Genomic DNA, 21,757 nt, shown 5'->3' with positions numbered 1-21,757 from the left:
CTTTGCCTTCAAGGCTCGCTTGACGGCTTTTTGAACATATTCCTGTTTTTTGTCTTTACAGAAACTTAACAACTGCTTTATAAGGGCCTAACAATGTCTCGCTACAATGGTCTTGTACGTTGAAAGTACGAAAACAAAACGGGGGGATTTCTGAATGTGGAGCAAACGAGTCAAATTGGGATTGGCCGCCTTGTTGATGACCGGCGTTTTGGCCGGCTGCGGGCAGACTGAAAAGAACAACGCGGGCGGCAATGAAGGAACGGCAAAGAAAGAAGAAACCTACTCCGGCACCATTGCACTAGCGGGATCTACAGCGCTTCAGCCGCTGGCAGAGGAAGCGGCAAACGCGTTTATGGAAAAGTATCCGGACGTATCGATCACCGTTCAAGGCGGCGGCAGCGGTACGGGCGTCAACCAAGTGGCAGCCGGCGCCGTGCAAATCGGCAACTCGGATGTGCCGGCGGCGGAAAAGCTGGACGACAAATCGAAAGCGTCAGAGCTTGTTGACCATAAAGTGGCCGGCATCGCCTTTGCGATTGTGGTCAACGACGATGTGAAGGTCGATAATTTAACGACGAAGCAAATTCAAGATATTTTCAGCGGAAAGATTAAAAACTGGAAAGAAGTCGGCGGACCAGATGAAGCCATTCACGTGATCAACCGTCCGGCGTCATCGGGTACGCGGGCGACATTTGAGAAAACGATCATGAAAGGCGTAAAAATCGATGATTCCATCGGTACGGTGCAAGATTCGAACGGAGCGGTCGAACAGGCGATCAGCTCGACGCCGGGCGCTGTCAGCTATGTAGCCATGTCGTATTTAATTGGGGAAAAGAAAAACTTGAAAACGGTCAAAATTGACGGCGCGGAACCGACGGTGGAAAACATCCGCACGGAAAAGTACCCGTTTTGGTCGTATGAATACATGATTACCAAAGGGGAAGCGAAGGAAGAAGTGCGAGCGTTTATCGACTTTGTCAAGAGCGAAGAATTTGCGCCGACCGTTAAAAAGATGGGGTATATCCCGATGACGGAATTGGAGTAGAGAAGGGCGGAAGGCCGGCTCGTTAGGCCGGCCTTTGACAATGGAGGGATGAAGCCATGCAACAAATGCATACGAAACGGCGGAATCGCTGGCTTGAAGAGTACATCGGCCGCACGTTTGCGGTCATCTGCGGCTGGCTGATCGTTCTGATTACGGTGACGATGATCATCTTTTTGGCGGTAAAGGGAATTCAGTCCTTTACGGACAGCGGTCTTTCGCTTTCCGACATGTTGCTTTCGATGCAATGGGATCCAAACGGCACGCCGCCGAAGTATGGGGCGCTCATTTTTATTGTTGGCTCGATGCTCGTCTCGCTTGGCGCTTTGTTGATCAGTGCGCCGATCGCGTTGGCGTTGGCGATTTTCATGAACTTTATCGCTCCCAAATGGTTCGTTTCGTTGCTGAAGCCGGTGCTGGAGCTGCTTGTCGGCATTCCGTCGGTGGTGTATGGCTGGCTTGGGGTGACGATTCTCGTTCCGCTCTTGCGCGAATGGTTCGGAGGCTCCGGCTTTAGTCTGTTGGCGGGGATCATCGTCCTTAGTATGATGATTTTGCCGACCATCACCAGCATTGCGGCCGACGCCTTGGCCAATGTCCCGATGACGTATATGGAAGCATCATACGGGCTTGGCTCTACGCGTTGGCAGGCGATTTCCCGCGTCATCGTTCCGGCGGCGAAAGCCGGGATTGCCACCGGCGTCGTTCTCGGCTTGGCGCGGGCGTTTGGCGAGGCGCTTGCTGTGCAGATGGTGATCGGCAATACGATTAAGCTGCCTTCAGGCCTTGACAGCCCGACGGCGACGTTAACAAGTGTATTGACGATGGATATGGCAAATACGATCAACGGAACACCATGGAACAACGCGTTATGGACATTGGCGCTCATTTTGCTCTTGATCTCGTTTTTCTTCATTGCCGTGATCCGTTTGGTCGGCCCGAGAAAGGAGCGATAAGATGACAGCGCGAATGATCGATAAAGTTTGGACAGGCATTTTCTATGCGGTGGCTGCTGCAGTCATCGGGTTGCTCATGTTCTTTTTTGCCGTTGTGTTGTCGAAAGGAGCGGGGTTTTGGCAACCTGAGTTTCTGTTCGGACGGCCGAGCAATACGCAAGCGGGCGGCGGCATTGGTCCGCAGCTCATCAATTCATTTTATATGTTGGTTGTGACATTGCTTTTGTCGGTTCCGCTTTCGTTGGGAGCTGGAATTTATTTGGCTGAATACGCCAAACAAGGGCGGATCGTCGGGTTCATTCGCCTTTGCTTGGAAACGATGGCATCATTGCCGTCGATTGTCGTCGGGTTGTTTGGATTGTTGGCGTTTGTCACCTTGACGGGTTGGGGCTATACGCTGCTCGGCGGAGCGTTAGCCGTCACGATCATCAATTTGCCTGGATTGACGCGCATTTGCGAAACGGCGATTTTGGATGTTCCAGCCAACATTAAAGAGGGGAGTCTTGCCCTTGGAGCGACGCGCTGGCAGACGTTGGTCAAAGCGGTGCTTCCGGCCGCCATCCCGCAAATTGTCACCGGCGTCATTTTATCGGCTGGGCGCATTTTCGGCGAAGCGGCTGTTTTCATTTATACCGCTGGGCTGACGACTCCGATGCTTCGTTGGGATGCGGATTGGTCAAGCCAGGCCAACCCGCTGAACGTGTTCCGGCCGGCCGAAACGCTGACGGTGCATATTTGGAAATTGAATTCGGAAGGCATTGTCCCAGACGCAAAGCTGATCGCGGCCAAATCGGCGGCTGTATTGATGGTGGCCGTTCTTTTATTCAATTTGGCCGCACGGCTCGCTTCTTCCTTGCTTGCGCGGCATTTCTCCGGGGGGCGGCGCGCGCGTCGAGGACGAGGAGAAAGAAGCAAAGCAGCGTAAGCACAAAAAAAGCTGTCCTGCATCAACAGGCAGCTTTTTTATATTTCCCGTTTGGCTGATGGCACTTCCTTGACTGCCAAAAAGAGAACGACAAGCGAAACGAACCAATGGATCAACGCGCCGTAGGGCACGACCGCTTGCACCGTTTCCATCACGGTGAAAAAGACGGTCGACAGCGTAATGGCGTAAGCCGACATCACCCATGTATGGCGGTAGCGCAGCGTTTTGTCGAGCACGCCGGCAAGAATCAGGCCGAAAAAGGCAAAGATGCACACGCTGATGAATTTCCCGGCGCAGGCGAGCACGTATAAAACGAGCCCAAAAAGCGGGATGAGGACAGGGAGAAGCGACTGAAGACCGGCGATGAACGCGCGAACGTCTTCGTCGGTAATGGTCACATCCGGAAACGTGGCATAGCTGTAATGCTGCGCCTGATGGCCGGCGACGAGCACGGCCTCATGCTTCAAGAGCGCGATGGCGTTCGGAAACTGCTCGACGTTCTCACTCGTCACTTTGCCGGTGCTGTCAAAAATGATCGTAAATCCGCCTTGATCAATATGAATCGGCGTGGCCGCCTCCGAGTGAAGTTCGCCGTTTTCAATCGAAAACGGCGGCAACTCGTTATTCAATAAGGCGCTCGTTGTGCGGATGCCTTCCATAAGCGACGAGGAGACATAGTAAAACGTCGGAAGAATGGACAGCAACGTCAGCAAAAACAAATAACCGATCGTTTTCCCAATTCCCTGAAATCGAAAGCGGGCGATGTCTTTTGGAGAATATAAGCTTTTCCACAGTTGGACGAATACGTTCATCGCAGACACACCTTTCTTTGTCTCCTTTTCCATTGTAGCCGGGAAAGAGGAAGAATTCAACTTGAGACAAAGAAAAAGCGGGCATCTTCCCGCTTTAGTCAGAAGGCAAATGAAAGGTTTCAAGCAAGGCGCGCCATTGCAACACCCGTTCATTTAGTGCATCGGCTTCGGAACGAATGGCAGCCATGGCATTGTGCTGGTCGTCGGTAAAACTCGAAATTTGCTCCATCGACGAAGCAATCTGTTGGGCGACGGTGGCAATCTCTGCGATATGTTCACGCATTTCGCTGATTTGCCGCTCGATGGCGGCGAATTGTTCTGAAATTTGCAGCGTATGTGCGGATGAATGCGACACCATGGTGGTGATTTCTTCAAAGGCTTGTTGGCTTTCCGTGAACGTTTTTTTCGTTTCATCGAGTTGTTTTGCGCTTTCTTTCATCGATTGAACCGCGGCCTCGATTTGGCTTTGCACATCTTGGACAATGGATTGAATTTGTGCCAACGCTTGTCCTGTTTGCGCCGACAGCGCCCGGATTTCTTTCGCCACAACGGAGAACCCTAGGCCATGCTCCCCTGCTTTGGCTGCTTCAATGGCAGCGTTTAGGGCGAGCAAGTTCGTTTGCTCAGCGATGTTTCCGATTAGTGACAGAATGCTGGCAATATGGCGCGAATGGTCTTTCAATGCATCGATTGTGTACATCGTTTTCGCAATGGATTGTTGCAGGTAAGCCATGTCGCTGCTTGCCCGTTGAACAAGCCGGTTGCCGCTTTCCGCTTGGGAATGGGCTTGTTCTGTGGAACGACGGGCTTCCTCCATTCGAAAGGACATTTGTTCCATTTCATCCGCCAGTTGTTGAAAAAAAGAGGCGATGTCAGCCGATTTGCGCGCTTGTTGCTCTGCCCCGTACGCCGTGTCTGCCACCGCCGCTGCGATTTGTTCAGAAGCCGCTGTTGTCTCAGAGGATGTTTGGTTTAAAATGTTGGTAGCCGCTGCGATTTGTTCAGAGCTGAAGCGCATATGTTCGATAAGAACGGCCAAATTGCTGGACATCTGATGGAACCCATCGGTGAGGGCGAGAATATCTTTTGTCGCTGCATGCAATTCGATGCGCGACCGCCAATCGCCAGATCCAAGCCGTTCCATGGCTTGCTGGAGCCAAGCAATGGGGCGGGTGGTGCGGCGAATGATCCCCCATCCGGCGAGGCATACGATCAAAATGGCCGAAACAGACCCTGCTAAGTTTGCTGCTTGTTGTTTCAAAAGCGGCCACAAATAATCCTTTTTTGGAATGGCAATAATGTAGACCGCTCCTTGCAAATCACTTGAACTAGAAAATGCAGCCAGCCATTGGTCTGTATGCAAAACACCTTGCTTCTTTTTCAATATATCGCGCACGACCTGTTCGGGCAGCGTTTGATTGGGCGAGGATGGCCGTTTTGCCACCGCCTTTCCCGTTTTCGTTACAATCAATTGCACCGGATGAAGGTGTAAGGCGTGGAATTTCCGTTCATTTAGCGTCAATGAATAATTCAGTTTTTGAGAAAATGCTTCATTGGTCGTTGTCGCTTTTAAAATAGAAATTTTTTCAACCATCGTTTCGCTTGATAGCTGCAACTGTTGTTGGATCGACTGAATCGCTGAATGGCGCCCTTGAATATAGCCGATTGAGGTGATGACAAGGGCCGACAACGTCGTTGTGAGCACCATGGCCATCATGACAATTGTCTCAAGTCGAAAGGCGTTCCATAAAGAACGTGATCGCTTTGTTTCCATTTTCGCTGAGTTCCCCCTTAACTGGAAGCTACCTTATACTATAGCTTGTCATTATGAAGAAACGGTCAACGGTGTGTTGAAAATATGTAAACAAAAAGCGAGGACAAGCAAATCGATTGAAACATTGTGCCAACTTTGGTAAGCTAATCTCAAGCGAACGCTTTGGCGTTCGTGTACATAAATCAAAAAGGAGGAGATCGGTATGCCATTTGAATTGCCAGCATTGCCGTATCCGTATGATGCGCTTGAGCCGCACATCGACAAAGAAACGATGAACATTCACCACACGAAGCACCATAACACATACGTGACAAATTTGAATGCGGCGCTTGAAGGGCATCCGGATTTGCAAAACAAATCGCTCGAAGAATTGCTCAGCAATTTGGAAGCCCTTCCGGAAAGCATTCGCACGGCGGTGCGCAACAACGGCGGCGGTCATGCAAACCACTCGCTTTTCTGGACGATTTTGTCGCCAAATGGCGGCGGTGAGCCGACGGGTGAGCTGGCTGAGGCGATCAACAAAAAATTCGGCAGCTTCACCGCGTTTAAAGACGAGTTTTCGAAAGCAGCGGCCGGCCGTTTCGGTTCTGGCTGGGCATGGCTTGTCGTGAACAACGGCGAGCTGGAAATTACGAGCACGCCGAACCAAGACTCGCCGATCATGGAAGGCAAAACGCCGATTCTCGGCTTGGACGTTTGGGAGCATGCGTACTACTTGAAATACCAAAACCGCCGTCCGGAATACATTGCCGCATTCTGGAACATTGTCAACTGGGACGAAGTGGCGAAACGGTACAGCGAAGCGAAAGCGAAGTAATCAACAAAGCGGGGCGAAACAAAACGCCCCGCTTTTTTTCGCGACGGAGGGTGTAGGCAAAGGAAGCGGTTTTCTTCGCGCCGGGTGCATAGAGGCTGCGGAAATGGCCACACTACCGGATAGATGAAAAGGGGAGTTTGCAATGGCATTTTTCCAAAAACTAACCGGCCAAGAACAAGTGAACCGTGACCTGTTGCTTTTGCTTTGCATCGGCGGGTTTTACACGCTCGGTGTTTCCCTCTCAAACACGTTTGTCAACATTTATTTATGGAAACAGACCGGCGATTTCCGCGACTTGGCGCTATACAATTTGGCGGTCGTCACGATGCAGCCGCTGACGTTTATTTTCGCCGGACGGCTGGCGAAACAAATTGACCGCATCCTCGTTTTGCGGCTTGGCGTGTCGTGTTTAGCCGTTTTTTTTGTCACCGTTTTATTGGTCGGCTCTCGCGCTCATCAATATTTGCTTTTTCTCGGCGCGCTGCTCGGCGTCGGCTATGGTTTTTATTGGCTGGCATTTAACGTGTTGACATTTGAAATTACCGAACCGGAGACGCGCGACTTTTTTAACGGTTTTTTCGGGGTGTTGACCTCATCAGCCGGCATGATCGGGCCGATTGCCGCCGGTTATATCATCTCATCGCTTCATGGAGCGAAAGGGTATACGTTCGTTTTCTCGCTGTCGCTCGGCTTGTTTCTTGTCGCTGTGCTGCTCAGCTTTTTCTTGAAGCGCCGCGCGGCCGCGGGGAAATATTTGTTCGTCCGCATTTTAAAGGAGCGGAATGAAAACCGGAACTGGCGGCTCATTACGAATGCCCACTTTTTTCAAGGATTGCGCGAAGGCACGTTTGTGTTTATCATTTCCGTGCTTGTGTATGTCACTTCTGGAAGTGAATGGGCGCTCGGCAAATTCGGGCTTGTCAACTCGTTTACATCGTTTGTCGCCTATTATGCCGTCTCCCGGCTGATCAAGCATGAATATCGGATGAAAGCGATTTTGCTGGGAGGAGCGTTGCTATACGGAGCGATTTTTTTGATCGTCTTCCATCCAACCTATCCGCGCCTCATTCTTTATGCCATCACGATCGCCATTGCGTATCCATTGCTGCTTGTTCCGTATTCCTCCTTGACGTTTGACGTCATCGGAAAGAGCTGGAAATCGGCCGAGGCGCGCGTCGAATACATCGTTGTCCGCGAATTGTTTTTAAACGCCGGACGGGTGGCGTCGATTTTCGCCTTTTTGACGGCTGTGGCGCTCTTTGGCGAAGAAGCTGGCATCCGCGTGTTGATGTTTGTGTGCGGAGCCGGGCATTTGGTGATTTATTGGTTTGTCCGCCGCATTCGTTTCACCGATGGCCATCCGGAGCACGGCCGGCGCGAGCGGCTTTTGCTTCGGCCGAAGCTGGCCGGCGAACGAGGCCGTTCGCCGGTGTGAGGGGCCAAGTTTTTCCCTAGCCATGCCCGCCTTTTTCTTTTACAATAGGGGGGGAAAGGAGGACCGGGGGATGAAACGGAAAAAGCGGGCGCAAGTGCCGATTCGGTTAAACATTTTGTTTTTCTTTGTTTTTTTGTTGTTTTCAGCGCTGATTTTGCGCCTTGGCGTCGTGCAGATCGTCTACGGTGAAGATTATCGGCGCGAAGTGGAGCGAACGCAGGATGAAATCGTCAGCACGCCGGTGCCGCGCGGCAAAATTTACGATCGATTCGGCCGCGTGATCGTCGACAATACGCCGCAAAAGGCGATTACGTACACGCGCTCCAAAACGACACAGCCGGAAGAAATATTGGACATAGCAAGGAAACTTGCCCAATACATCGACATTCCCGATGCTGAGAAAAAAGTAACTGAGCGCGATATGAAAGATTATTGGATTTTGACCCATCCGGAAGAAGCCAAAAAGAAAGTGAGCGAACAAGAACGGAAAAAGCTCGCTGACCAAGGGCTGACACAAAAAGAGATCGACAAAAAGGTGTACGAATGGACGCTTGACCGCATCACCAAGCAAGATTTGGCGCAAATTTCGAAGTCGGAGCTTGAAGTGATCGCCATTAAACATGAGATGGAGAGCGGCTACGCCTTGACGCCGCAAACGGTCAAAAGCAAAGGAGTGACCGACCGCGAATATGCGGTCGTCAGCGAGCATTTGAGCGAGCTGCCCGGCGTCAATACGACGGTGGATTGGGACCGGAAATACGTCTATGACAATACATTCCGCTCTGTGCTCGGCAGTGTGACGGAAGAAGATGAAGGCGTCCCGCGTGAACGGCTCGATTACTTTTTAGCCCGCGACTACAGCCGCAACGACCGCGTCGGCAAAAGCTATTTGGAGATGCAGTATGAAGAAGTGCTGCACGGCAAAAAGGCAAAAGTGAAAAACGTTGTTGACAAATCGGGCAATGTCATCTCGGTTGAGCAAGTGTATCCAGGCGAGCGCGGCAAAGACCTCGTGTTAACCATTGATGCCGAGCTCCAGCAAAAGGTTGAGCAAATCATTCAACAAGAGATTCTGGCGACGAAGCGCAAAGGCCGATCGCCGCTCTTGGACCGGGCGTTTGTCGTCATGATGAACCCGAAGACGGGCGAAGTGTTGGCGATGGCCGGCAAGCTTCTTCAAGACGGCAAATTTGTCGACTTTGCCATCGGCAACATCACGTCCGCCTATGCGATGGGATCGGCGGTGAAAGGGGCGACCGTTCTCACCGGCTTTCAAACCGGGGTGCTTCATCCGAATACGTATATCAAGGATGAGCCGCTGTATATTAAAGGAACCCCGGTAAAAAAATCATGGAAGACGATGGGGACGATCAACGAGCTGACGGCGCTCAAGCAGTCATCGAACGTCTATATGTTCAAAACAGCGATCGCCATCGGGGGCGGTGTGTATCGTCCGCACGCGCCGCTTCGCATCAATCCAGAGGCATTTACGACGATTCGCCACTATTTCAGCCAATTCGGCCTTGGCGTGAAAACGGGCATCGATTTGCCGAACGAACTTAGCGGCTTCCAAGGACAAAGCACGCGCGGCGGATTTTTGCTTGACTTAGCCATCGGCCAGTACGATATGTATACGCCGATGCAGCTGGCGCAATACGTCTCGACGATCGCCAACGGCGGCTATCGAATGAAGCCGCAGCTTGTCAAAGAAATTCGTGAGCCGTCGGCTGACGGAAAAAAACTTGGCCGAATCATGAAACGGTTTGAACCGGTTGTGCTAAACCGGATTGATATGAAGACGGAATACATCAAGCGGGTGCAAGAAGGATTCCGCCGTGTGATGCAAGAGCCGGGCGGAACGGCGTATTCGTACTTTGCGAGTGCTTCGTACAAGCCGGCCGGCAAAACGGGGACGGCAGAGGCGTTTTACGATGGACCGATCCAAAGCCGACGGAATGATCCAACGTACAACTTGACGCTTGTTGGCTATGCGCCGTACAACGATCCAGAAGTGTCGTTCGCCGTTGTCGTCCCGTGGGCGACGCAAGGGGAGAGCGACGGGATTAATGACCGGATCGGCCGCCGCATTTTGGACGCCTATTTTGAATTGAAAGCGAAGCGGGCGGCCGGAGGCGGGAGCAGCTTCGATGCGCAAGGCGGTGCGGAGGCCGCCGATGCGCGCTGACATGAAAGGCGCCTAGCCAGGCGCCTCTTTTTTTGCGCTTGCAAAAAAATGGATCTTCACCAAAAGTTGTACTTGATTTTTTCTGAACATACCCTATTTACGCTTGGGAGGGAAAATCAGCACGTTTTGCATATCTTTGTGCCGGAAACCGTATTGCTTGTCAAGTGCATGTTGTGGTGAAGAGCCAAAAAAATGATGTTTGTTTACAAAAACTTTACATACCGTCCACACAGCGTTAACGATCGTTTTGTATGCTCATGATAGGAAAAACTCGATCTTCCGCTGCCAGTGAGGGCGGAAGGAAATGAAAGGAGTCACGCCGATGAGGACGATGGCGGTGGTGGAGCGCCGAAAAGAGGACATTCCTTCGGCCCAGTTGGTGAAAAAAGAGGTCGTTTACGAAACGAATGGACTGAACGTATGGTATGGAGAGCATCATGCGTTAAAACATATTCACCTGTCTTTTTATGAACGCGAGATTACGGCGATTATCGGCCCGTCAGGATGCGGCAAGTCAACCTATATCAAAACGCTCAATCGAATGATCGAGCTCATTCCAAACGTCCGGCTCGAAGGGGAGATTTTGTATCGCGGCCGCCGCATTTTTGACACGTCATACCCTGTTGAACAGCTGCGGACGCAAGTGGGCATGGTGTTTCAAAAGCCCAACCCGTTTCCAAAGTCGATTTATGACAACGTCGCCTATGGGCCGCGCATTCACGGGATCCGCGACCGGCGGCTGCTCGATGAGATCGTCGAAAAAAGCTTGCGCCAAGCTGCGCTTTGGGAGGAAGTCAAAGATCGGCTTCATGAAAATGCCCTCGGTTTATCGGGCGGCCAACAGCAGCGGCTGTGCATCGCCCGCTGTTTGGCCGTCGAGCCGGATGTCATTTTAATGGATGAACCGACATCAGCGCTCGATCCGATTTCGACAGCGAAGGTCGAGGAGTTGATGGGCGAGCTGAAAACAAAATACAGCATCATCATTGTCACGCATAATATGCAGCAGGCGGCTCGCATTTCCGATCGGACAGCGTTTTTCTTAAACGGAGAAGTGATTGAGTACGGCGAGACAAAAACGTTGTTTTCTCGTCCAGCTGATCAGCGGACGGCGGATTATATCGCCGGGCGGTTCGGATGATAAAAGCGGCCGGAGGGCGTCAGGCATGACGGACAAAAAGTTCGTTTCAAAAAAGATGTGTTTCTTTCAAAAAACGCTGTTTGATGCGCAGACACAGCCTTAAGAAAAGGTGTCCCGGTCCTTTGGGAGGGACACCTTCTTTCGTTATGGTTCGGCAATCAAACGGCCGATGGCTGCGTAGTCCATATCGCTCCGCACGTTGTAGACGCCGGGGCGGATGGAGCGCGTCAGCCCATGTTGTTCCAAGTAGTCGTTGAAGGCGCGGGCGCTTTGAACGATGCCAGCCTCTTCAAGTTCGCGGGCAAATGTCTCTGGCGTATCTCCTTTTTGAATAACGAGTCGATAGACGTAAACGGTTTGCCCTGATGGTTCGGACATCTGCTTGGACGCCGCTTTCGGAGCGGCGTTCGGCTGAGCGCTGCGGAGCCTGTCGTATTCCTCTTTCGCCACGGCGACAAGCCCATGCTGTTTGAGGAACGTCTTGATTTCCGCTTCCGTCGGTGCAGCCGGGGGTGAAGCGTAATACGAGGCGCCGATCAGTGCTGTCGATGCAAGCAGCCCGAGGGCAAACGAACGCATGGATCGCTTGTTCATCGGCGCAACCTCCTTACCGCCCGCTCGACTTCCGCAACGGTCAGCCCCGTCTCATGGGCGATGTCTTCGAGCGGGAATCCTTGTTTATGCAAAAACAAGATGCGCCGATCGGCCGGCGACAATGATCCGCCAAGCCGCGGCGAAGCGGACCGTTGCCGCTCCGGAATGAGGAGCTCCTCCTCGATGACTTGCAGCCGCTTTTTGATCTGGTACGTTTCTTGCGCCAGGGAAACGGTCAAATGATCGATTTGTTCTTCGAGCGGTTTCAGTTCATCTTTCGCAAAAAAGGAAAGAACAAGGAGAATAATGGCTAGAGCTGCCAAAGCGATGATTGCGTATTCCACCACATGCATCCCTCCCCTTTTCACTATACCATACCATTCTCTGCTTGTGGCGCTCTTATTGAACAAAGATGAAATTTAGAGGTGGAAATCGCCGAAGAAAAATGGTATCATAGAAAGGTCTGATTATATAAAGTATAAAGCTCGTTTGGAGGGAAAAAAGATGCGCGTGAACATTACATTGGCATGCACAGAATGCGGCGAACGCAACTATATTACATCGAAAAATAAACGCAACAACCCAGAGCGTTTGGAATTGAAAAAATATTGCCCGCGCGATCGCAAAGTCACGTTGCACCGCGAAACGAAGTAAGCAGTGGGAAGATGATTCCTGCTGCTTTTTATCTTTATGGGAGGAAGGGGAAGATGATGGACGGCAAACAGGAATGGCGCCAGCGCATGTTGAATCAGCTTCGGCAGCTTAAAGCGGCAGAAAAAGAGATGTACGATCGGCAAATCGCCGCTCATTTATACCGGTGGCCATTATGGCAAACGGCGCGGACGATCGCCATGACGGTGTCGAGAGAGACGGAAGTCAACACCTTGCCGATCATGGAACAGGCGTGGCGGGAAGGAAAAACGATCGGCGTCCCGAAATGCGATCCAAGGGCAAAAACGATGTCCTTTCGGCGGCTTGAGTCGTTTTCCCAGCTCGAAAAAGCGTACGCCGGATTGTTTGAGCCGATTGAAAAACAAACAACGCCGATCGACCGCGATGAGTTTGATCTCATCATTGTCCCGGGGGTCTGTTTTGCCAAAACCGGCTACCGGATCGGCTATGGCGGCGGGTATTACGACCGATATTTGCCGGGAGCTTCGGCGGTGACGGCAGCGCTGGCTTACTCCTTTCAAGTGATGGACGACATTCCGGCCGAGGAGCATGATGTGCCGGTGAAATTCATTATTACGGATCAAGGAGTTCTTCACTGTGAGCGATGAATGGTGGTATATCGCGGTCTCTGCCCTCGCCGCCGGCGGAGGATGGCTGTTGCGCTCGTTGTCCATATCAGGAGCGGCGGCAGCCGTTGTCATCGGCGCAGCGGTTGGATGCGGCTTTTCATGGGGCGGAATATGGGTGTTAGGCTGCTTTTTTGTCAGCTCCAGCTTCTTTAGCCACATCGGAAAGCAACGCAAGGCAAAACTGTCTGAAAAATTGGCGAAAGGCGGGCGGCGCGATGCCATCCAAGTGCTGGCCAATGGCGGGGTGCCGGCCGTGTTGGCGCTATTGGCCGCTGTCCGTCCCGACCCGATTTGGGATGATCTGTTTGTTGTCGCCGTCGCTGCAGCGAACGCTGATACGTGGGCGTCTGAAATCGGTTCTTTAAGCCCGTGGCCGCCTCGGGTTTGGCCGAGTTTTCGGCCGGTGGAAGCCGGCACCTCAGGGGCTGTGACGCTCCTTGGCACGGCTGCTTCGTTTGCCGGCGCACTGTTTATTGCGGCTGTTGGCGTGTTTTTTCTCGACGTCCGACCCGTTTTTACTCTTGCCTTTTTCGGTTGGCTCGGCAGCTGGTTTGATACGTGGCTTGGCGCGGCTTGGCAAGCGGCTTACCGCTGTCCGGCATGCGGGGCGACGACTGAGCGGAAACGGCATTGCGGGCAGGCGACCATTCATATGAAAGGCTGGCGGTGGCTTGACAATGATGCGGTGAACGTTCTTTCCGTCATCTTTGCGGTGCTGGCCGCCTTCGTGCTGGCGCGTTAGGCGCGCCCCGCTTCATATTTGGAGAGAAAAAGGGAAAAAGAATAACGAGCATGTCATATGATAGGAGGAACAACGATGAATAAATGGTCGTACTCGCTGCTTGTCGTTGCCGCTTTATATCTTGCTTACCGCTATCGCTACCGAATGGCCGCCTTCGCATTGCGCGTTCCGCCGTTGCGAAAGCAACTTGTCCGATTTGCGCTCCACATTCCTCCTGTGCGCAACGCCCTTGTTTCGCAAATGTTGCGTCCATGATGCAATAGCGGTGAATCATTTTTGAAGAAGTCGGTTATGAAAAAACCGGCCGCGGCGGCCGGCGCCCGCCGGCCCATTCGCTCCGGTTTGCCGGACGGTCGATGAGTTGGCTTTGTTGCTGTTTGTCGGACTTGGCCTCGCCAGGGAAAGGGAGAGGAGAACGTGATGGGAACGATGGATGTACTGTTTTGGCAGCTTGTTCAGCGTTTGTCTCGCGGCGGCTACCGCATCGTACGGATGTCTGAGCAGGCCGATGAAGTATGGCTGGAATCAAACCATTGGCGTCGCCCAACACTCATCCGCCTCGTGCGCGCTGATTTTGATTGGAGCCGATCGTTGCGCCTTGATATGGAATATACATGGAAATTCGTTCAGCAAATGAGGGGATGGAATTTCAGCAAAGCGGGCCGGGTCATCAATGTTTATGTGATGGCGTATCCGCCGGTTGACGATTGGGAATTTCTTGTCGCCGAGCCGTTGCCGCTCTCTGGAGCGTCCGATGGCGTGCTTCATACGCTCCTCCTTCACAGCGGCAATATGGGGGACGTGCTGCCGCGGCTTGCGGAGATGACGGGTGTTGCGCTCCGTTTTGAGCCGCCTGTGGAAACGTCCGATCCGTTTGCTGCCGCCGAGCGCTTAAAGCGCGAGGTGGTCCGCGAATGGCGGCGCCGCCGTGAGGAGGAACGGCGCATTTTTGAGTATGGCAAGCCGATGTTCACCCGGCTGTTCATCGTCGTGCAGGTTGCGATGTTTTTGGTTCTCGAATGGAGCGGCGGGAGCACGAATCCGGATGTGTTGATCCACTACGGCGCCAAATTCAATCCGCTCATTGAGGCGGGAGAATGGTGGCGGCTGTTGACGCCGATGTTTTTGCATATTGGTTTTTTGCATCTGCTGACCAACACGCTTGCCTTGTATTATTTAGGGATCACGGTTGAGCGGCTGTACGGCTCGCTTCGCTTTTTGTTCATTTACGTAACGGCTGGATTTTTCGGAGCGCTGGCGAGTTTTTTGTTTACACCATCATTATCGGCCGGGGCGTCGGGAGCCATTTTCGGGCTGTTCGGGGCTCTTCTTTACTTCGGCACTGTCTACCGGCATTTATTTTTTCGAACGATGGGAATGAACGTCATCAGTTTAATCATCGTCAACCTGTTGTTTGGCCTGCTTGTTCCCGGCATCGACAACGCCGGCCATATCGGCGGACTGGTTGGCGGTTTTTTGGCGGCTGGCGTCGTTCATTTGCCAAAACACACCGCTTTAGGGCGGCAGGCGGGAGCGTTGGCGGTGTCGGCGCTGCTTGTCGCCGCTGGCTTATGGATCGGATTTCGGTAAACGCCCCCACTTCGCTTTGTTTGAAGTGGGAGGCCTCTTTTCGAAATGTGTTAAAGAAGTTGCACGAGCATCACTTTTTCCCCGTTTTTCGCTTCAATGAGAACGAAGAGCCTGCTGTAATCTTTGCGAATGAGAATGAGCGGCATCGTGCTGCCGATTGGCGAGAGGATGGATCCATCCTCTTTTTTTATGCCAAGGATGTACGACTTGTACAATCCTTCCCAAAGACGGCCGATGACGGTTTGCGTTTTTGCCGTTGACAACCCCGGCAACGGTTGTTCCGTGTAGGCGACGAGCTCCGGCAAATAAAGGGCGTAATAATCTTTCTTTGACAAAGAAAAGTGGGTGATCAGCTCGTCCGCTTTATGACGAAGAAATTCATTCGTGGCTTTGTTCAAGACGCGCTGCCATTCGCGCTCGTCATCTGTTCTTGGCCGCCGGAACGATGCGCGCGGATGGTACGGTGAGTCAATGACGTACAAATAGCTGCTTGACATCGTTTGGCTGCTTGTGATGTTCTCTCTTGTATGCAGCTCGCCGTGATGGAACGAGACAGCTTGAAAAAAGCGGCTGTCCCGCATCCGGACCGTCTTTTCCATGTCGATCGCGTCCGTGTTCGTTTTCCATTTCGACAGCACATCGGCCAAGCGGCCATCGGCAAACAACAGCGAGATGTCCTGACGCAAATAGGCGCGGCGGTTTAAAATGGAAGCGGCTGACCAGCGGAGCGCGTAGCGTCCGGGTTCATTGTCGCCCTCAAGCGCAAGCGATGTTTTCGCTTCGATGAACGCCGCTTCGCGATCAAGCGGGAAAAACTTGATCGTTTCAGCGGTCTGATCGTGCTCCCACAGCGAGGCGAGCGCGGCGGCAAGGAAAAAAGCAAGCGCCATGAAGGGGATCATCCATCGTTTCATGACATCCTCCCGGATTGGACAAGGTTTTCACCAATATATGCATTGCAAGGAACATTTATGTATGAATTTCCTCATGCTTGTCTATGATGAGAAGTATACAGTGCAAACGATGCAGGGGGATGACGATGGAGAAACAGATGCCCAAACGCCCGGCGTCCCGTCGCCTTCATGACAATGCATCCTATTTAGCCGAACGGCTTGGAGTCGGCAAGAGCTTCGATGTCATTCGCCTTGACGTCGAATATGGCGGCCGGGCAATGGCGTTGTTTATGATTGACGGATTTGTCAAAGACGATATTTTGCATTATTTGATGAGATATTTGTCCCGGCTTGAGGAACACGAACTGGACGTTCACCCGCTTGAGAAGCTCCTGAAAAAATATCTTCCGTACGTCGAGATCGGACAGACAGACGACTTGGAAGAAGCGGTCGCGATGGTGCTTGCTGGGCCGACGGCATTAGTCGTTGACGGCGTTAGGCGGATCATTTTGATTGACGCTCGCACGTATCCGGTGCGCGGGCCGCAAGAGCCGGATACGGAACGGGTCGTACGCGGGGCGCGCGACGGTTTTGTCGAGACGATCGTCTTTAACACCGCGCTCATCCGCCGCCGCGTCCGCGACCCTTCCTTGCGCATGGAGTACGTGCAGGTGGCGCGGCGCTCGAAGACCGATATTTGCATTTGCTATATCGAGGAAATAGCCGACCCAGAACTCGTTCGCCGCGTTCGGGAATCGATTACCGCCATTGACACAGACGGGCTGGTTATGGCTGAGAAAACGGTGGAAGAGTTTATTTCCGGACGGCATTGGAATCCGTACCCGGTTGTCCGCTATACGGAACGCCCTGATACGGCAGCGGCCCATTTGTATGAAGGCCATGTGCTTGTGATCGTCGATGGATCGCCAAGTGTCATTATTACCCCGGCAACGTTTTGGCATCATTTGCAGCACGCTGAAGAGTACCGGAATAAGCCGATCGTCGGGGCGTATTTGCGGCTTGTCCGCTTTCTGGCCGTTTGGGCGTCGGTGTTTTTGCTGCCGCTTTGGTATTTGCTCATGATCGAGCCGGAACTGCTGCCGGATCCACTCCAGTTTTTGGGAAAGGCCAAATTGGGAGACATTCCGCTGTTTGCACAAATTTTGATGATTGAAATCGGGATGGATATGCTGCGAATGGCCGCCATTCATACACCGTCTTCGCTGGCGACCGCGCTCGGCCTCGTCGCCGCGCTTATGATCGGCGGCATCGCGGTGGAAGTTGGACTCTTTTCCAATGAAGTGATTTTGTATTTTTCCGTTACGGCCATCGGTACGTTTGCGACGCCCAGCTATGAAATGAGTTTGGCGAACCGGCTCGTCCGCATTGCCTTGCTCATTTTGTCGGGCCTGTTCGGCCTGTACGGTTATGTCATCGGCATCACCGTTTGGATTCTTGCCTTGGCGCGGATGACGTCATTTGGCGTTCCGTACTTATGGCCGTTCATCCCGTTCTCCTACCGAGCGATGCGCGACGTGCTCATCCGGTCGCCGATGCCGCTCAAAAACCGGCGACCGGCGATTCTTCACCCGCGCGACCCTGACCGCTGACGCAGGTGCTGATTTTTAGCGCCTGCGTTTTTTGTCTTGACGGCCGCGGCCGTTTGCCGCTACATTAAAAGAGGAAAAAAGGAGCATGAATGATGATGAAGACGGTATACGATGTTCAGCAGCTGTTGAAACGGTTTGGCACGATCATTTACGTGGGCGACCGGCTCGCTGATCTGGAGCTGATGGAAGAGGAAGTGAAAGAGCTGTACCAGTCCCAGCTGATCGATGCGAAACAGCTGCAAGCCGCTTTGTTTATTTTGCGGCAGGAAGCGCAAATGGAGCGGGAAAAACGGATGAAAAAAGGATGAGGATGCAATGGAACCATGGTTGGTAGGCATTGACCTCGGGGGCACGACAATCAAAATGGCGTTTGTCACCACCGAGGGTGACATCGTGCACAAATGGGAAATTCCGACGAACACCGCCAATCGCGGTGAGCATATCGTCGCTGACATTGCCCGATCGCTTGAAAAGACGCTCGCCCAGCTCGGCGGAGCGAAAGAGAGGCTGCTTGCCGCCGGCATCGGCGCCCCCGGACCGGTCGAAGAGGAAACCGGCATGTTGTATGAGACGGTCAATATAGGGTGGACGAATTATCCATTGAAGCAACGGCTGGAAGAGGCGACGGGGCTGCCCGTTTCGGTCGATAATGACGCCAATCTCGCCGCGCTTGGCGAAATGTGGAAAGGAGCAGGGGGAGGAGCGCGCCATTTGTTGTTTGTGACGCTTGGCACCGGCGTTGGCGGCGGTGTGATTGCCAACGGAGCCATTGTGCGCGGCATAAACGGCGCCGGCGGAGAGATCGGACATATGACGATGATCCCTGATGGCGGCGCCCGTTGCAACTGCGGCAAAACCGGATGTTTGGAAACGATTGCGTCCGCCACCGGCATCGTGCGGATCGCCAAGGAGAAATTGACCGCAGATGAGCGTCCGAGTGAGCTTCGCAACGGGGATGTGACGGCCAAAGCGGTGTTTGACGCCGCCAAAGCGGGCGATGCGCTGGCATTGGAAGTGGTCGATGAAGCAACGTACTATCTTGGTTGGGCGTTGGCGAATGCCGCCAATGTGACGAACCCGGAGAAAATCGTGATCGGCGGCGGCGTGTCCAAGGCGGGTGACATGCTTGTCGAGCGCGTGGCCGCCCATTTCCGCCGCTTCGCGTTCCCGCGCGTCGCCGCTGGGGCGAAGCTTGTTTTAGCGACGCTTGGCAACGATGCCGGCGTCATCGGCGCCGCCTGGCTGGCGAAAGAGCTTGTCGGCGCGTAAACAACGGAAGGTGTCCCAAAAAGGTTGGGGCGCCTTTTCTTATTGTTGGATGATATGAGATTGGAACGAACTTTAAAGAAGGAGATGTTTGCGAACATTCGTGCACTGCCGCCTGCCAGGCGCTCATTTTTTGCCGTCTGCCGACATATGTTAAGGTAAAGAAATGGGAAGGGGAGACGGCGCATGCACCTTCAAGCATGGCCCGGCGATACGTTTGAAACATATGGACGATGGTTTTCGGTGCCGACTGAACTGATCATCGATTCGAATCCGCATGTGGAAGAGGGATTGCGCCCTGGGCAGACCGTTGCCATCCCGGGATACGCGCCGATCGATACGTGGGAAGCGCTCGCTGACCGCCTATCGCTGCCGACGGAGGTGCTGCGGCGGCTGCCGGGGGCGATGGCGGTCATCAACGGAACAGCGCCGCTGCCGAAGCGGATTTCGTCCCCGGTCGTCCGCAGCGTCCGTCCGTACGATTTTGCCGCTTTGATGGAGGATATCACCGCCCTCGTCTGTCGCTATCCGTTTGTGCGCCAGCGGACGATCGGCCATAGCGTTCTCGGCTTGCCGCTCGTTGAACTGCAAATCGGCCGAGGACCGGTGCGCGTGCATATGAACGGATCATTCCACGCGAATGAGTGGATCACGACGGCCGTGATCATGGCGCTCATCGACGAGTACGCGAGGGCGTTGGTTAACGATGACGAGCTTAATGGCCATCGGGTGCTTGATTATTACCGTAAAGTGACTCTTTCCGTTGTGCCGATGGTCAATCCCGACGGCGTCAATCTTGTGCTGAACGGCCCGCCGGAAGAAGAGCCGCATCGGAGTGAAGTCGTCTGCATCAACGGTGGATCGCTCGACTTTTCGCAATGGAAAGCGAACATCCGCGGCGTTGATTTAAACAATCAATTCCCAGCTAACTGGGAAATAGAACAGGCCCGCAAACCGCCGAAAGCGCCGGCACCGCGTGATTTTCCAGGATTCGCCCCGCTTACGGAGCCGGAAGCGAAAGCGATGGCGGCGCTCGCCGAGTCAGGCGATTTTGCGATGGTCGTCGCGTTTCATACACAAGGCAAGGAAATTTATTGGGGATATGAAGGGTTCGAGCCGCCGGAGGCGAAGGCAACGGTTCAGGCGATGGCCGAAGCAAGCGGCTACCAGGCTGTTCGCTACATTGACAGCCATGCCGGCTACCGCGATTGGTTCATTCAAACGTGGAAGCGGCGCGGTTACACCGTAGAGCTCGGCGAGGGTGTCAATCCGTTGCCGCTCTCGCAGTTTGCACGAATATACCGCGACAGCCTCGGCCTGTTTTTAGCAGCGCTCAAAATGGCATAAAAAAACGCAAGAGGCATGATTGGCCTCTTGCGTTTTCAGTGCGTGCCGGTTGGAATGCCGTGATGTAAAATGGTCATAATGGTAAACCAGCCGAATACGGCGGTAGTGGCAAGTCCAAACAAAAATCCGAGCACGTTTTTCTCGCGCAATGTACGGAGCATTCCATAAAGGGCAAGCAGCGTTACAAGTGCAAAAATAATGACCGTACCCATCGTTTTACCCCCTCATGAAACAGTATGTACAAACGTGTCCATTCTTTTTCATTGTAATCTTTTTTCCCCCATTTGTCGAGGTCCCTTTCTCTTTTCTCTTCCATCGCTTGAAAAAAAACAGTAAAATAAAGTTAAATATTGGACATGCCAAGAAAAGGAGGAGATCGTATGGAATGGACGCGCATCCCTGTCGGTCCGATTCAGGCCAACGCTTACTTGTTGTCGTCTGCAGACCGACAATGCCTGATCGTTGACCCCGGCGCGGAAGGCGCGGCGCTTGTCCGACGGATCGAGGAAAAAGGGCTGACCCCGTTGGCGATTTTGCTGACGCATGCGCATTTTGACCATATTGGCGGCATCCCGGACGTGCTTGCCCGCTGGGACATTCCAGTGTATGTGCACGAAAAGGAAAAACAATGGCTGCAAGATCCGGCATTGAATGGCTCGCTTTATTTCGGCGGTCCGGTCGCTGTCCGCTGCGAACCGACATGCCTGAAAGGACCGACGGCGCTGAACATTGGTCCGTTTGCGTTGGATGTCCGCGAAACGCCGGGTCATTCCCCGGGCAGCGTCTCGTATTATTGCAAACAAGCCAATATTGTGTTTTCCGGCGATGCGCTGTTTGCCGGCAGCATCGGACGCACGGATTTGCCAGGCGGCAACCATCAGCAGCTGTTGAAAAGCATTCATGACGAACTGCTTACGCTGCCGGAGGAAACGATCGTTCTTTCAGGCCATGGGCCAGAGACGACGATCGCCGCAGAGATGGATGCAAATCCGTTTTTGCATGGGTTTTCGTAAGAAAAAAAGCCGTCTACGCCGGCTTCACACAAGCAATCCCCTCGGGCAAACGCAGGGGGCTCCTTTGGGCAAGGAAAAGCGCAACCGAAGGCCTCCTGGCGCCGGAACACAAAAAAACCCTTCTTAGCCGCGCCAAGAAGGGTTTTTGGGGGATGTTCTATCCACAATAATGGGAGGGGATATAGTTAAGCTGCTACTATAACAATATATGATTATTTTCACTATGTCAACAGTAAAAAAGTGAACGACTCCCACTTCACTTTGCTTGAGGCGGGAGCTTCTTTCGGAATGATGAGGAAGACGGGGTAGAGAAA

23 protein-coding genes are annotated in these 21,757 nt (G+C 53.2%); 17 read left to right on the top strand and 6 right to left on the bottom strand.

Annotation, left to right across the window (positions count from 1 at the left end; genetic code table 11):
* Positions 1–154 precede the first annotated feature (154 nt).
* From GZ1_RS00945 to pstA, 3 genes are all read left to right on the top strand, one after another.
* Entirely contained in the window at positions 155–1,045 is an 891-nt protein-coding gene (locus GZ1_RS00945; protein ID WP_011231943.1) for a phosphate ABC transporter substrate-binding protein PstS family protein, read from the top strand.
* Positions 1,046–1,110: 65 nt separating this feature from the next.
* Positions 1,111–1,998 (top strand): phosphate ABC transporter permease subunit PstC, encoded by an 888-nt coding sequence (pstC, locus tag GZ1_RS00940; protein WP_020278347.1) that lies wholly within the window; start codon positions 1,111–1,113, stop codon positions 1,996–1,998.
* Position 1,999: 1 nt separating this feature from the next.
* On the top strand, positions 2,000–2,923 hold the full coding sequence (gene pstA, locus GZ1_RS00935) for a phosphate ABC transporter permease PstA (RefSeq protein WP_015375412.1): 924 nt from the start codon (positions 2,000–2,002) through the stop codon (positions 2,921–2,923).
* A 38-nt stretch (positions 2,924–2,961) separates the two neighbouring features.
* Here the strand turns inward: pstA and GZ1_RS00930 are convergent, their stop codons facing one another.
* Positions 2,962–3,735, bottom strand: coding sequence for a DUF1189 domain-containing protein (locus tag GZ1_RS00930; RefSeq protein ID WP_033006581.1), 774 nt, complete (start codon positions 3,733–3,735; stop codon positions 2,962–2,964).
* A 94-nt stretch (positions 3,736–3,829) separates the two neighbouring features.
* Entirely contained in the window at positions 3,830–5,509 is a 1,680-nt protein-coding gene (locus GZ1_RS00925) for a methyl-accepting chemotaxis protein (RefSeq protein WP_060787699.1), read from the bottom strand.
* A gap of 202 nt (positions 5,510–5,711) precedes the next feature.
* On the opposite strand from GZ1_RS00925, the gene sodA reads away from it, so the two are divergent.
* The 4 genes from sodA to pstB all read left to right on the top strand — a co-directional run bounded on the left by sodA (position 5,712) and on the right by pstB (position 11,087).
* The gene (sodA, locus tag GZ1_RS00920; protein ID WP_011231937.1) at positions 5,712–6,326 is read left to right on the top strand and encodes a superoxide dismutase SodA; all 615 of its coding nucleotides are present in this window, start codon (positions 5,712–5,714) and stop codon (positions 6,324–6,326) included.
* A 142-nt stretch (positions 6,327–6,468) separates the two neighbouring features.
* Positions 6,469–7,761, top strand: coding sequence for an MFS transporter (locus GZ1_RS00915; protein ID WP_060787698.1), 1,293 nt, complete (start codon positions 6,469–6,471; stop codon positions 7,759–7,761).
* A 70-nt stretch (positions 7,762–7,831) separates the two neighbouring features.
* Positions 7,832–9,946, top strand: a complete 2,115-nt coding sequence (locus tag GZ1_RS00910; protein ID WP_060787697.1) for a peptidoglycan D,D-transpeptidase FtsI family protein — start codon at positions 7,832–7,834, stop codon at positions 9,944–9,946.
* 331 nt (positions 9,947–10,277) lie between these two features.
* Positions 10,278–11,087 carry a phosphate ABC transporter ATP-binding protein PstB gene (gene pstB, locus GZ1_RS00905; protein ID WP_122983934.1) on the top strand — a complete coding sequence of 270 codons (810 nt, stop codon included), beginning with the start codon at positions 10,278–10,280 and terminating at the stop codon, positions 11,085–11,087.
* A gap of 144 nt (positions 11,088–11,231) precedes the next feature.
* Here pstB and GZ1_RS00900 read toward each other — a convergent pair whose 3' ends face one another.
* Together GZ1_RS00900 and GZ1_RS00895 are read right to left on the bottom strand one after the other, a co-directional pair.
* Positions 11,232–11,681: an endolytic transglycosylase MltG gene (locus GZ1_RS00900; protein WP_015375407.1), complete on the bottom strand. Its 450-nt coding sequence runs from the start codon at positions 11,679–11,681 to the stop codon at positions 11,232–11,234.
* On the bottom strand, positions 11,678–12,028 hold the full coding sequence (locus tag GZ1_RS00895; RefSeq protein ID WP_033005974.1) for a hypothetical protein: 351 nt from the start codon (positions 12,026–12,028) through the stop codon (positions 11,678–11,680). The genes GZ1_RS00900 and GZ1_RS00895 overlap by 4 nt, the downstream gene beginning before the upstream one ends.
* Positions 12,029–12,185: 157 nt before the next feature.
* Here GZ1_RS00895 and rpmG point away from each other — a divergent pair, with 157 nt between their 5' ends.
* From rpmG to GZ1_RS00870, 5 genes are all read left to right on the top strand, one after another.
* Complete coding sequence (rpmG, locus tag GZ1_RS00890) at positions 12,186–12,335, top strand: 50S ribosomal protein L33 (RefSeq protein ID WP_011231931.1); 150 nt, start codon at positions 12,186–12,188, stop codon at positions 12,333–12,335.
* Between the two features lie 53 nt (positions 12,336–12,388).
* Positions 12,389–12,961: a 5-formyltetrahydrofolate cyclo-ligase gene (locus GZ1_RS00885; protein WP_060787696.1), complete on the top strand. Its 573-nt coding sequence runs from the start codon at positions 12,389–12,391 to the stop codon at positions 12,959–12,961.
* Positions 12,951–13,724 carry a DUF92 domain-containing protein gene (locus tag GZ1_RS00880; RefSeq protein WP_015375405.1) on the top strand — a complete coding sequence of 258 codons (774 nt, stop codon included), beginning with the start codon at positions 12,951–12,953 and terminating at the stop codon, positions 13,722–13,724. The genes GZ1_RS00885 and GZ1_RS00880 overlap by 11 nt, the downstream gene beginning before the upstream one ends.
* A 75-nt stretch (positions 13,725–13,799) precedes the next feature.
* Entirely contained in the window at positions 13,800–13,979 is a 180-nt protein-coding gene (gene yqgO / locus GZ1_RS00875) for a protein YqgO (protein WP_060787695.1), read from the top strand.
* Between the two features lie 165 nt (positions 13,980–14,144).
* On the top strand, positions 14,145–15,314 hold the full coding sequence (locus GZ1_RS00870) for a rhomboid family intramembrane serine protease (RefSeq protein WP_060787694.1): 1,170 nt from the start codon (positions 14,145–14,147) through the stop codon (positions 15,312–15,314).
* Positions 15,315–15,364: 50 nt separating this feature from the next.
* Here GZ1_RS00870 and GZ1_RS00865 read toward each other — a convergent pair whose 3' ends face one another.
* Positions 15,365–16,228, bottom strand: coding sequence for a hypothetical protein (locus tag GZ1_RS00865; RefSeq protein ID WP_013144736.1), 864 nt, complete (start codon positions 16,226–16,228; stop codon positions 15,365–15,367).
* A gap of 125 nt (positions 16,229–16,353) precedes the next feature.
* On the opposite strand from GZ1_RS00865, the gene GZ1_RS00860 reads away from it, so the two are divergent.
* The 4 genes from GZ1_RS00860 (at position 16,354) to GZ1_RS00845 (ending at position 20,430) form a co-directional block, all read left to right on the top strand.
* On the top strand, positions 16,354–17,817 hold the full coding sequence (locus GZ1_RS00860; RefSeq protein WP_013144737.1) for a spore germination protein: 1,464 nt from the start codon (positions 16,354–16,356) through the stop codon (positions 17,815–17,817).
* A gap of 95 nt (positions 17,818–17,912) precedes the next feature.
* Complete coding sequence (locus GZ1_RS00855; protein WP_011231924.1) at positions 17,913–18,125, top strand: YqgQ family protein; 213 nt, start codon at positions 17,913–17,915, stop codon at positions 18,123–18,125.
* A 7-nt stretch (positions 18,126–18,132) separates the two neighbouring features.
* Positions 18,133–19,086, top strand: coding sequence for an ROK family glucokinase (locus GZ1_RS00850; protein ID WP_011231923.1), 954 nt, complete (start codon positions 18,133–18,135; stop codon positions 19,084–19,086).
* A 183-nt stretch (positions 19,087–19,269) separates the two neighbouring features.
* On the top strand, positions 19,270–20,430 hold the full coding sequence (locus GZ1_RS00845; protein WP_060787693.1) for a M14 family metallopeptidase: 1,161 nt from the start codon (positions 19,270–19,272) through the stop codon (positions 20,428–20,430).
* Positions 20,431–20,465: 35 nt separating this feature from the next.
* On the opposite strand, the gene GZ1_RS17865 is transcribed toward GZ1_RS00845, so the two are convergent.
* Positions 20,466–20,642, bottom strand: coding sequence for a DUF2759 domain-containing protein (locus tag GZ1_RS17865; RefSeq protein WP_011231921.1), 177 nt, complete (start codon positions 20,640–20,642; stop codon positions 20,466–20,468).
* 168 nt (positions 20,643–20,810) lie between these two features.
* Between GZ1_RS17865 and GZ1_RS00840 the strand changes: the two genes are divergently transcribed.
* Positions 20,811–21,443 (top strand): MBL fold metallo-hydrolase, encoded by a 633-nt coding sequence (locus tag GZ1_RS00840; protein ID WP_012820544.1) that lies wholly within the window; start codon positions 20,811–20,813, stop codon positions 21,441–21,443.
* The last annotated feature ends 314 nt before the right edge of the window (positions 21,444–21,757 follow it).

It is taken from the genome of Geobacillus zalihae NBRC 101842, from assembly GCF_001544135.1.
GTDB lineage: Bacteria > Bacillota > Bacilli > Bacillales > Anoxybacillaceae > Geobacillus > Geobacillus zalihae.
Note: the sequence above shows the minus strand (reverse complement) of the source record. Positions and strands in the feature narration are given on the sequence as shown.

Excerpts from the sequence above, each read along its gene's own strand:
- GZ1_RS17865 (WP_011231921.1), bottom strand. The coding sequence starts at position 20,642 with ATGGGTACGGTCATTATTTTTGCACTTGTAACGCTGCTTGCCCTTTAT.
- GZ1_RS00860 (WP_013144737.1), top strand. The coding sequence starts at position 16,354 with ATGGAGAAACAGATGCCCAAACGCCCGGCGTCCCGTCGCCTTCATGAC.
- GZ1_RS00910 (WP_060787697.1), top strand. The coding sequence starts at position 7,832 with ATGAAACGGAAAAAGCGGGCGCAAGTGCCGATTCGGTTAAACATTTTG.
- GZ1_RS00925 (WP_060787699.1), bottom strand. The coding sequence starts at position 5,509 with ATGGAAACAAAGCGATCACGTTCTTTATGGAACGCCTTTCGACTTGAG.
- GZ1_RS00870 (WP_060787694.1), top strand. The coding sequence starts at position 14,145 with ATGGGAACGATGGATGTACTGTTTTGGCAGCTTGTTCAGCGTTTGTCT.
- GZ1_RS00865 (WP_013144736.1), bottom strand. The coding sequence starts at position 16,228 with ATGAAACGATGGATGATCCCCTTCATGGCGCTTGCTTTTTTCCTTGCC.
- GZ1_RS00855 (WP_011231924.1), top strand. The coding sequence starts at position 17,913 with ATGAAGACGGTATACGATGTTCAGCAGCTGTTGAAACGGTTTGGCACG.
- pstB (WP_122983934.1), top strand. The coding sequence starts at position 10,278 with ATGGCGGTGGTGGAGCGCCGAAAAGAGGACATTCCTTCGGCCCAGTTG.
- sodA (WP_011231937.1), top strand. The coding sequence starts at position 5,712 with ATGCCATTTGAATTGCCAGCATTGCCGTATCCGTATGATGCGCTTGAG.
- GZ1_RS00900 (WP_015375407.1), bottom strand. The coding sequence starts at position 11,681 with ATGAACAAGCGATCCATGCGTTCGTTTGCCCTCGGGCTGCTTGCATCG.
- pstC (WP_020278347.1), top strand. The coding sequence starts at position 1,111 with ATGCATACGAAACGGCGGAATCGCTGGCTTGAAGAGTACATCGGCCGC.
- yqgO (WP_060787695.1), top strand. The coding sequence starts at position 13,800 with ATGAATAAATGGTCGTACTCGCTGCTTGTCGTTGCCGCTTTATATCTT.
- GZ1_RS00945 (WP_011231943.1), top strand. The coding sequence starts at position 155 with ATGTGGAGCAAACGAGTCAAATTGGGATTGGCCGCCTTGTTGATGACC.
- rpmG (WP_011231931.1), top strand. The coding sequence starts at position 12,186 with ATGCGCGTGAACATTACATTGGCATGCACAGAATGCGGCGAACGCAAC.
- GZ1_RS00845 (WP_060787693.1), top strand. The coding sequence starts at position 19,270 with ATGCACCTTCAAGCATGGCCCGGCGATACGTTTGAAACATATGGACGA.
- GZ1_RS00930 (WP_033006581.1), bottom strand. The coding sequence starts at position 3,735 with ATGAACGTATTCGTCCAACTGTGGAAAAGCTTATATTCTCCAAAAGAC.
- GZ1_RS00915 (WP_060787698.1), top strand. The coding sequence starts at position 6,469 with ATGGCATTTTTCCAAAAACTAACCGGCCAAGAACAAGTGAACCGTGAC.
- GZ1_RS00850 (WP_011231923.1), top strand. The coding sequence starts at position 18,133 with ATGGAACCATGGTTGGTAGGCATTGACCTCGGGGGCACGACAATCAAA.
- GZ1_RS00885 (WP_060787696.1), top strand. The coding sequence starts at position 12,389 with ATGATGGACGGCAAACAGGAATGGCGCCAGCGCATGTTGAATCAGCTT.
- pstA (WP_015375412.1), top strand. The coding sequence starts at position 2,000 with ATGACAGCGCGAATGATCGATAAAGTTTGGACAGGCATTTTCTATGCG.
- GZ1_RS00840 (WP_012820544.1), top strand. The coding sequence starts at position 20,811 with ATGGAATGGACGCGCATCCCTGTCGGTCCGATTCAGGCCAACGCTTAC.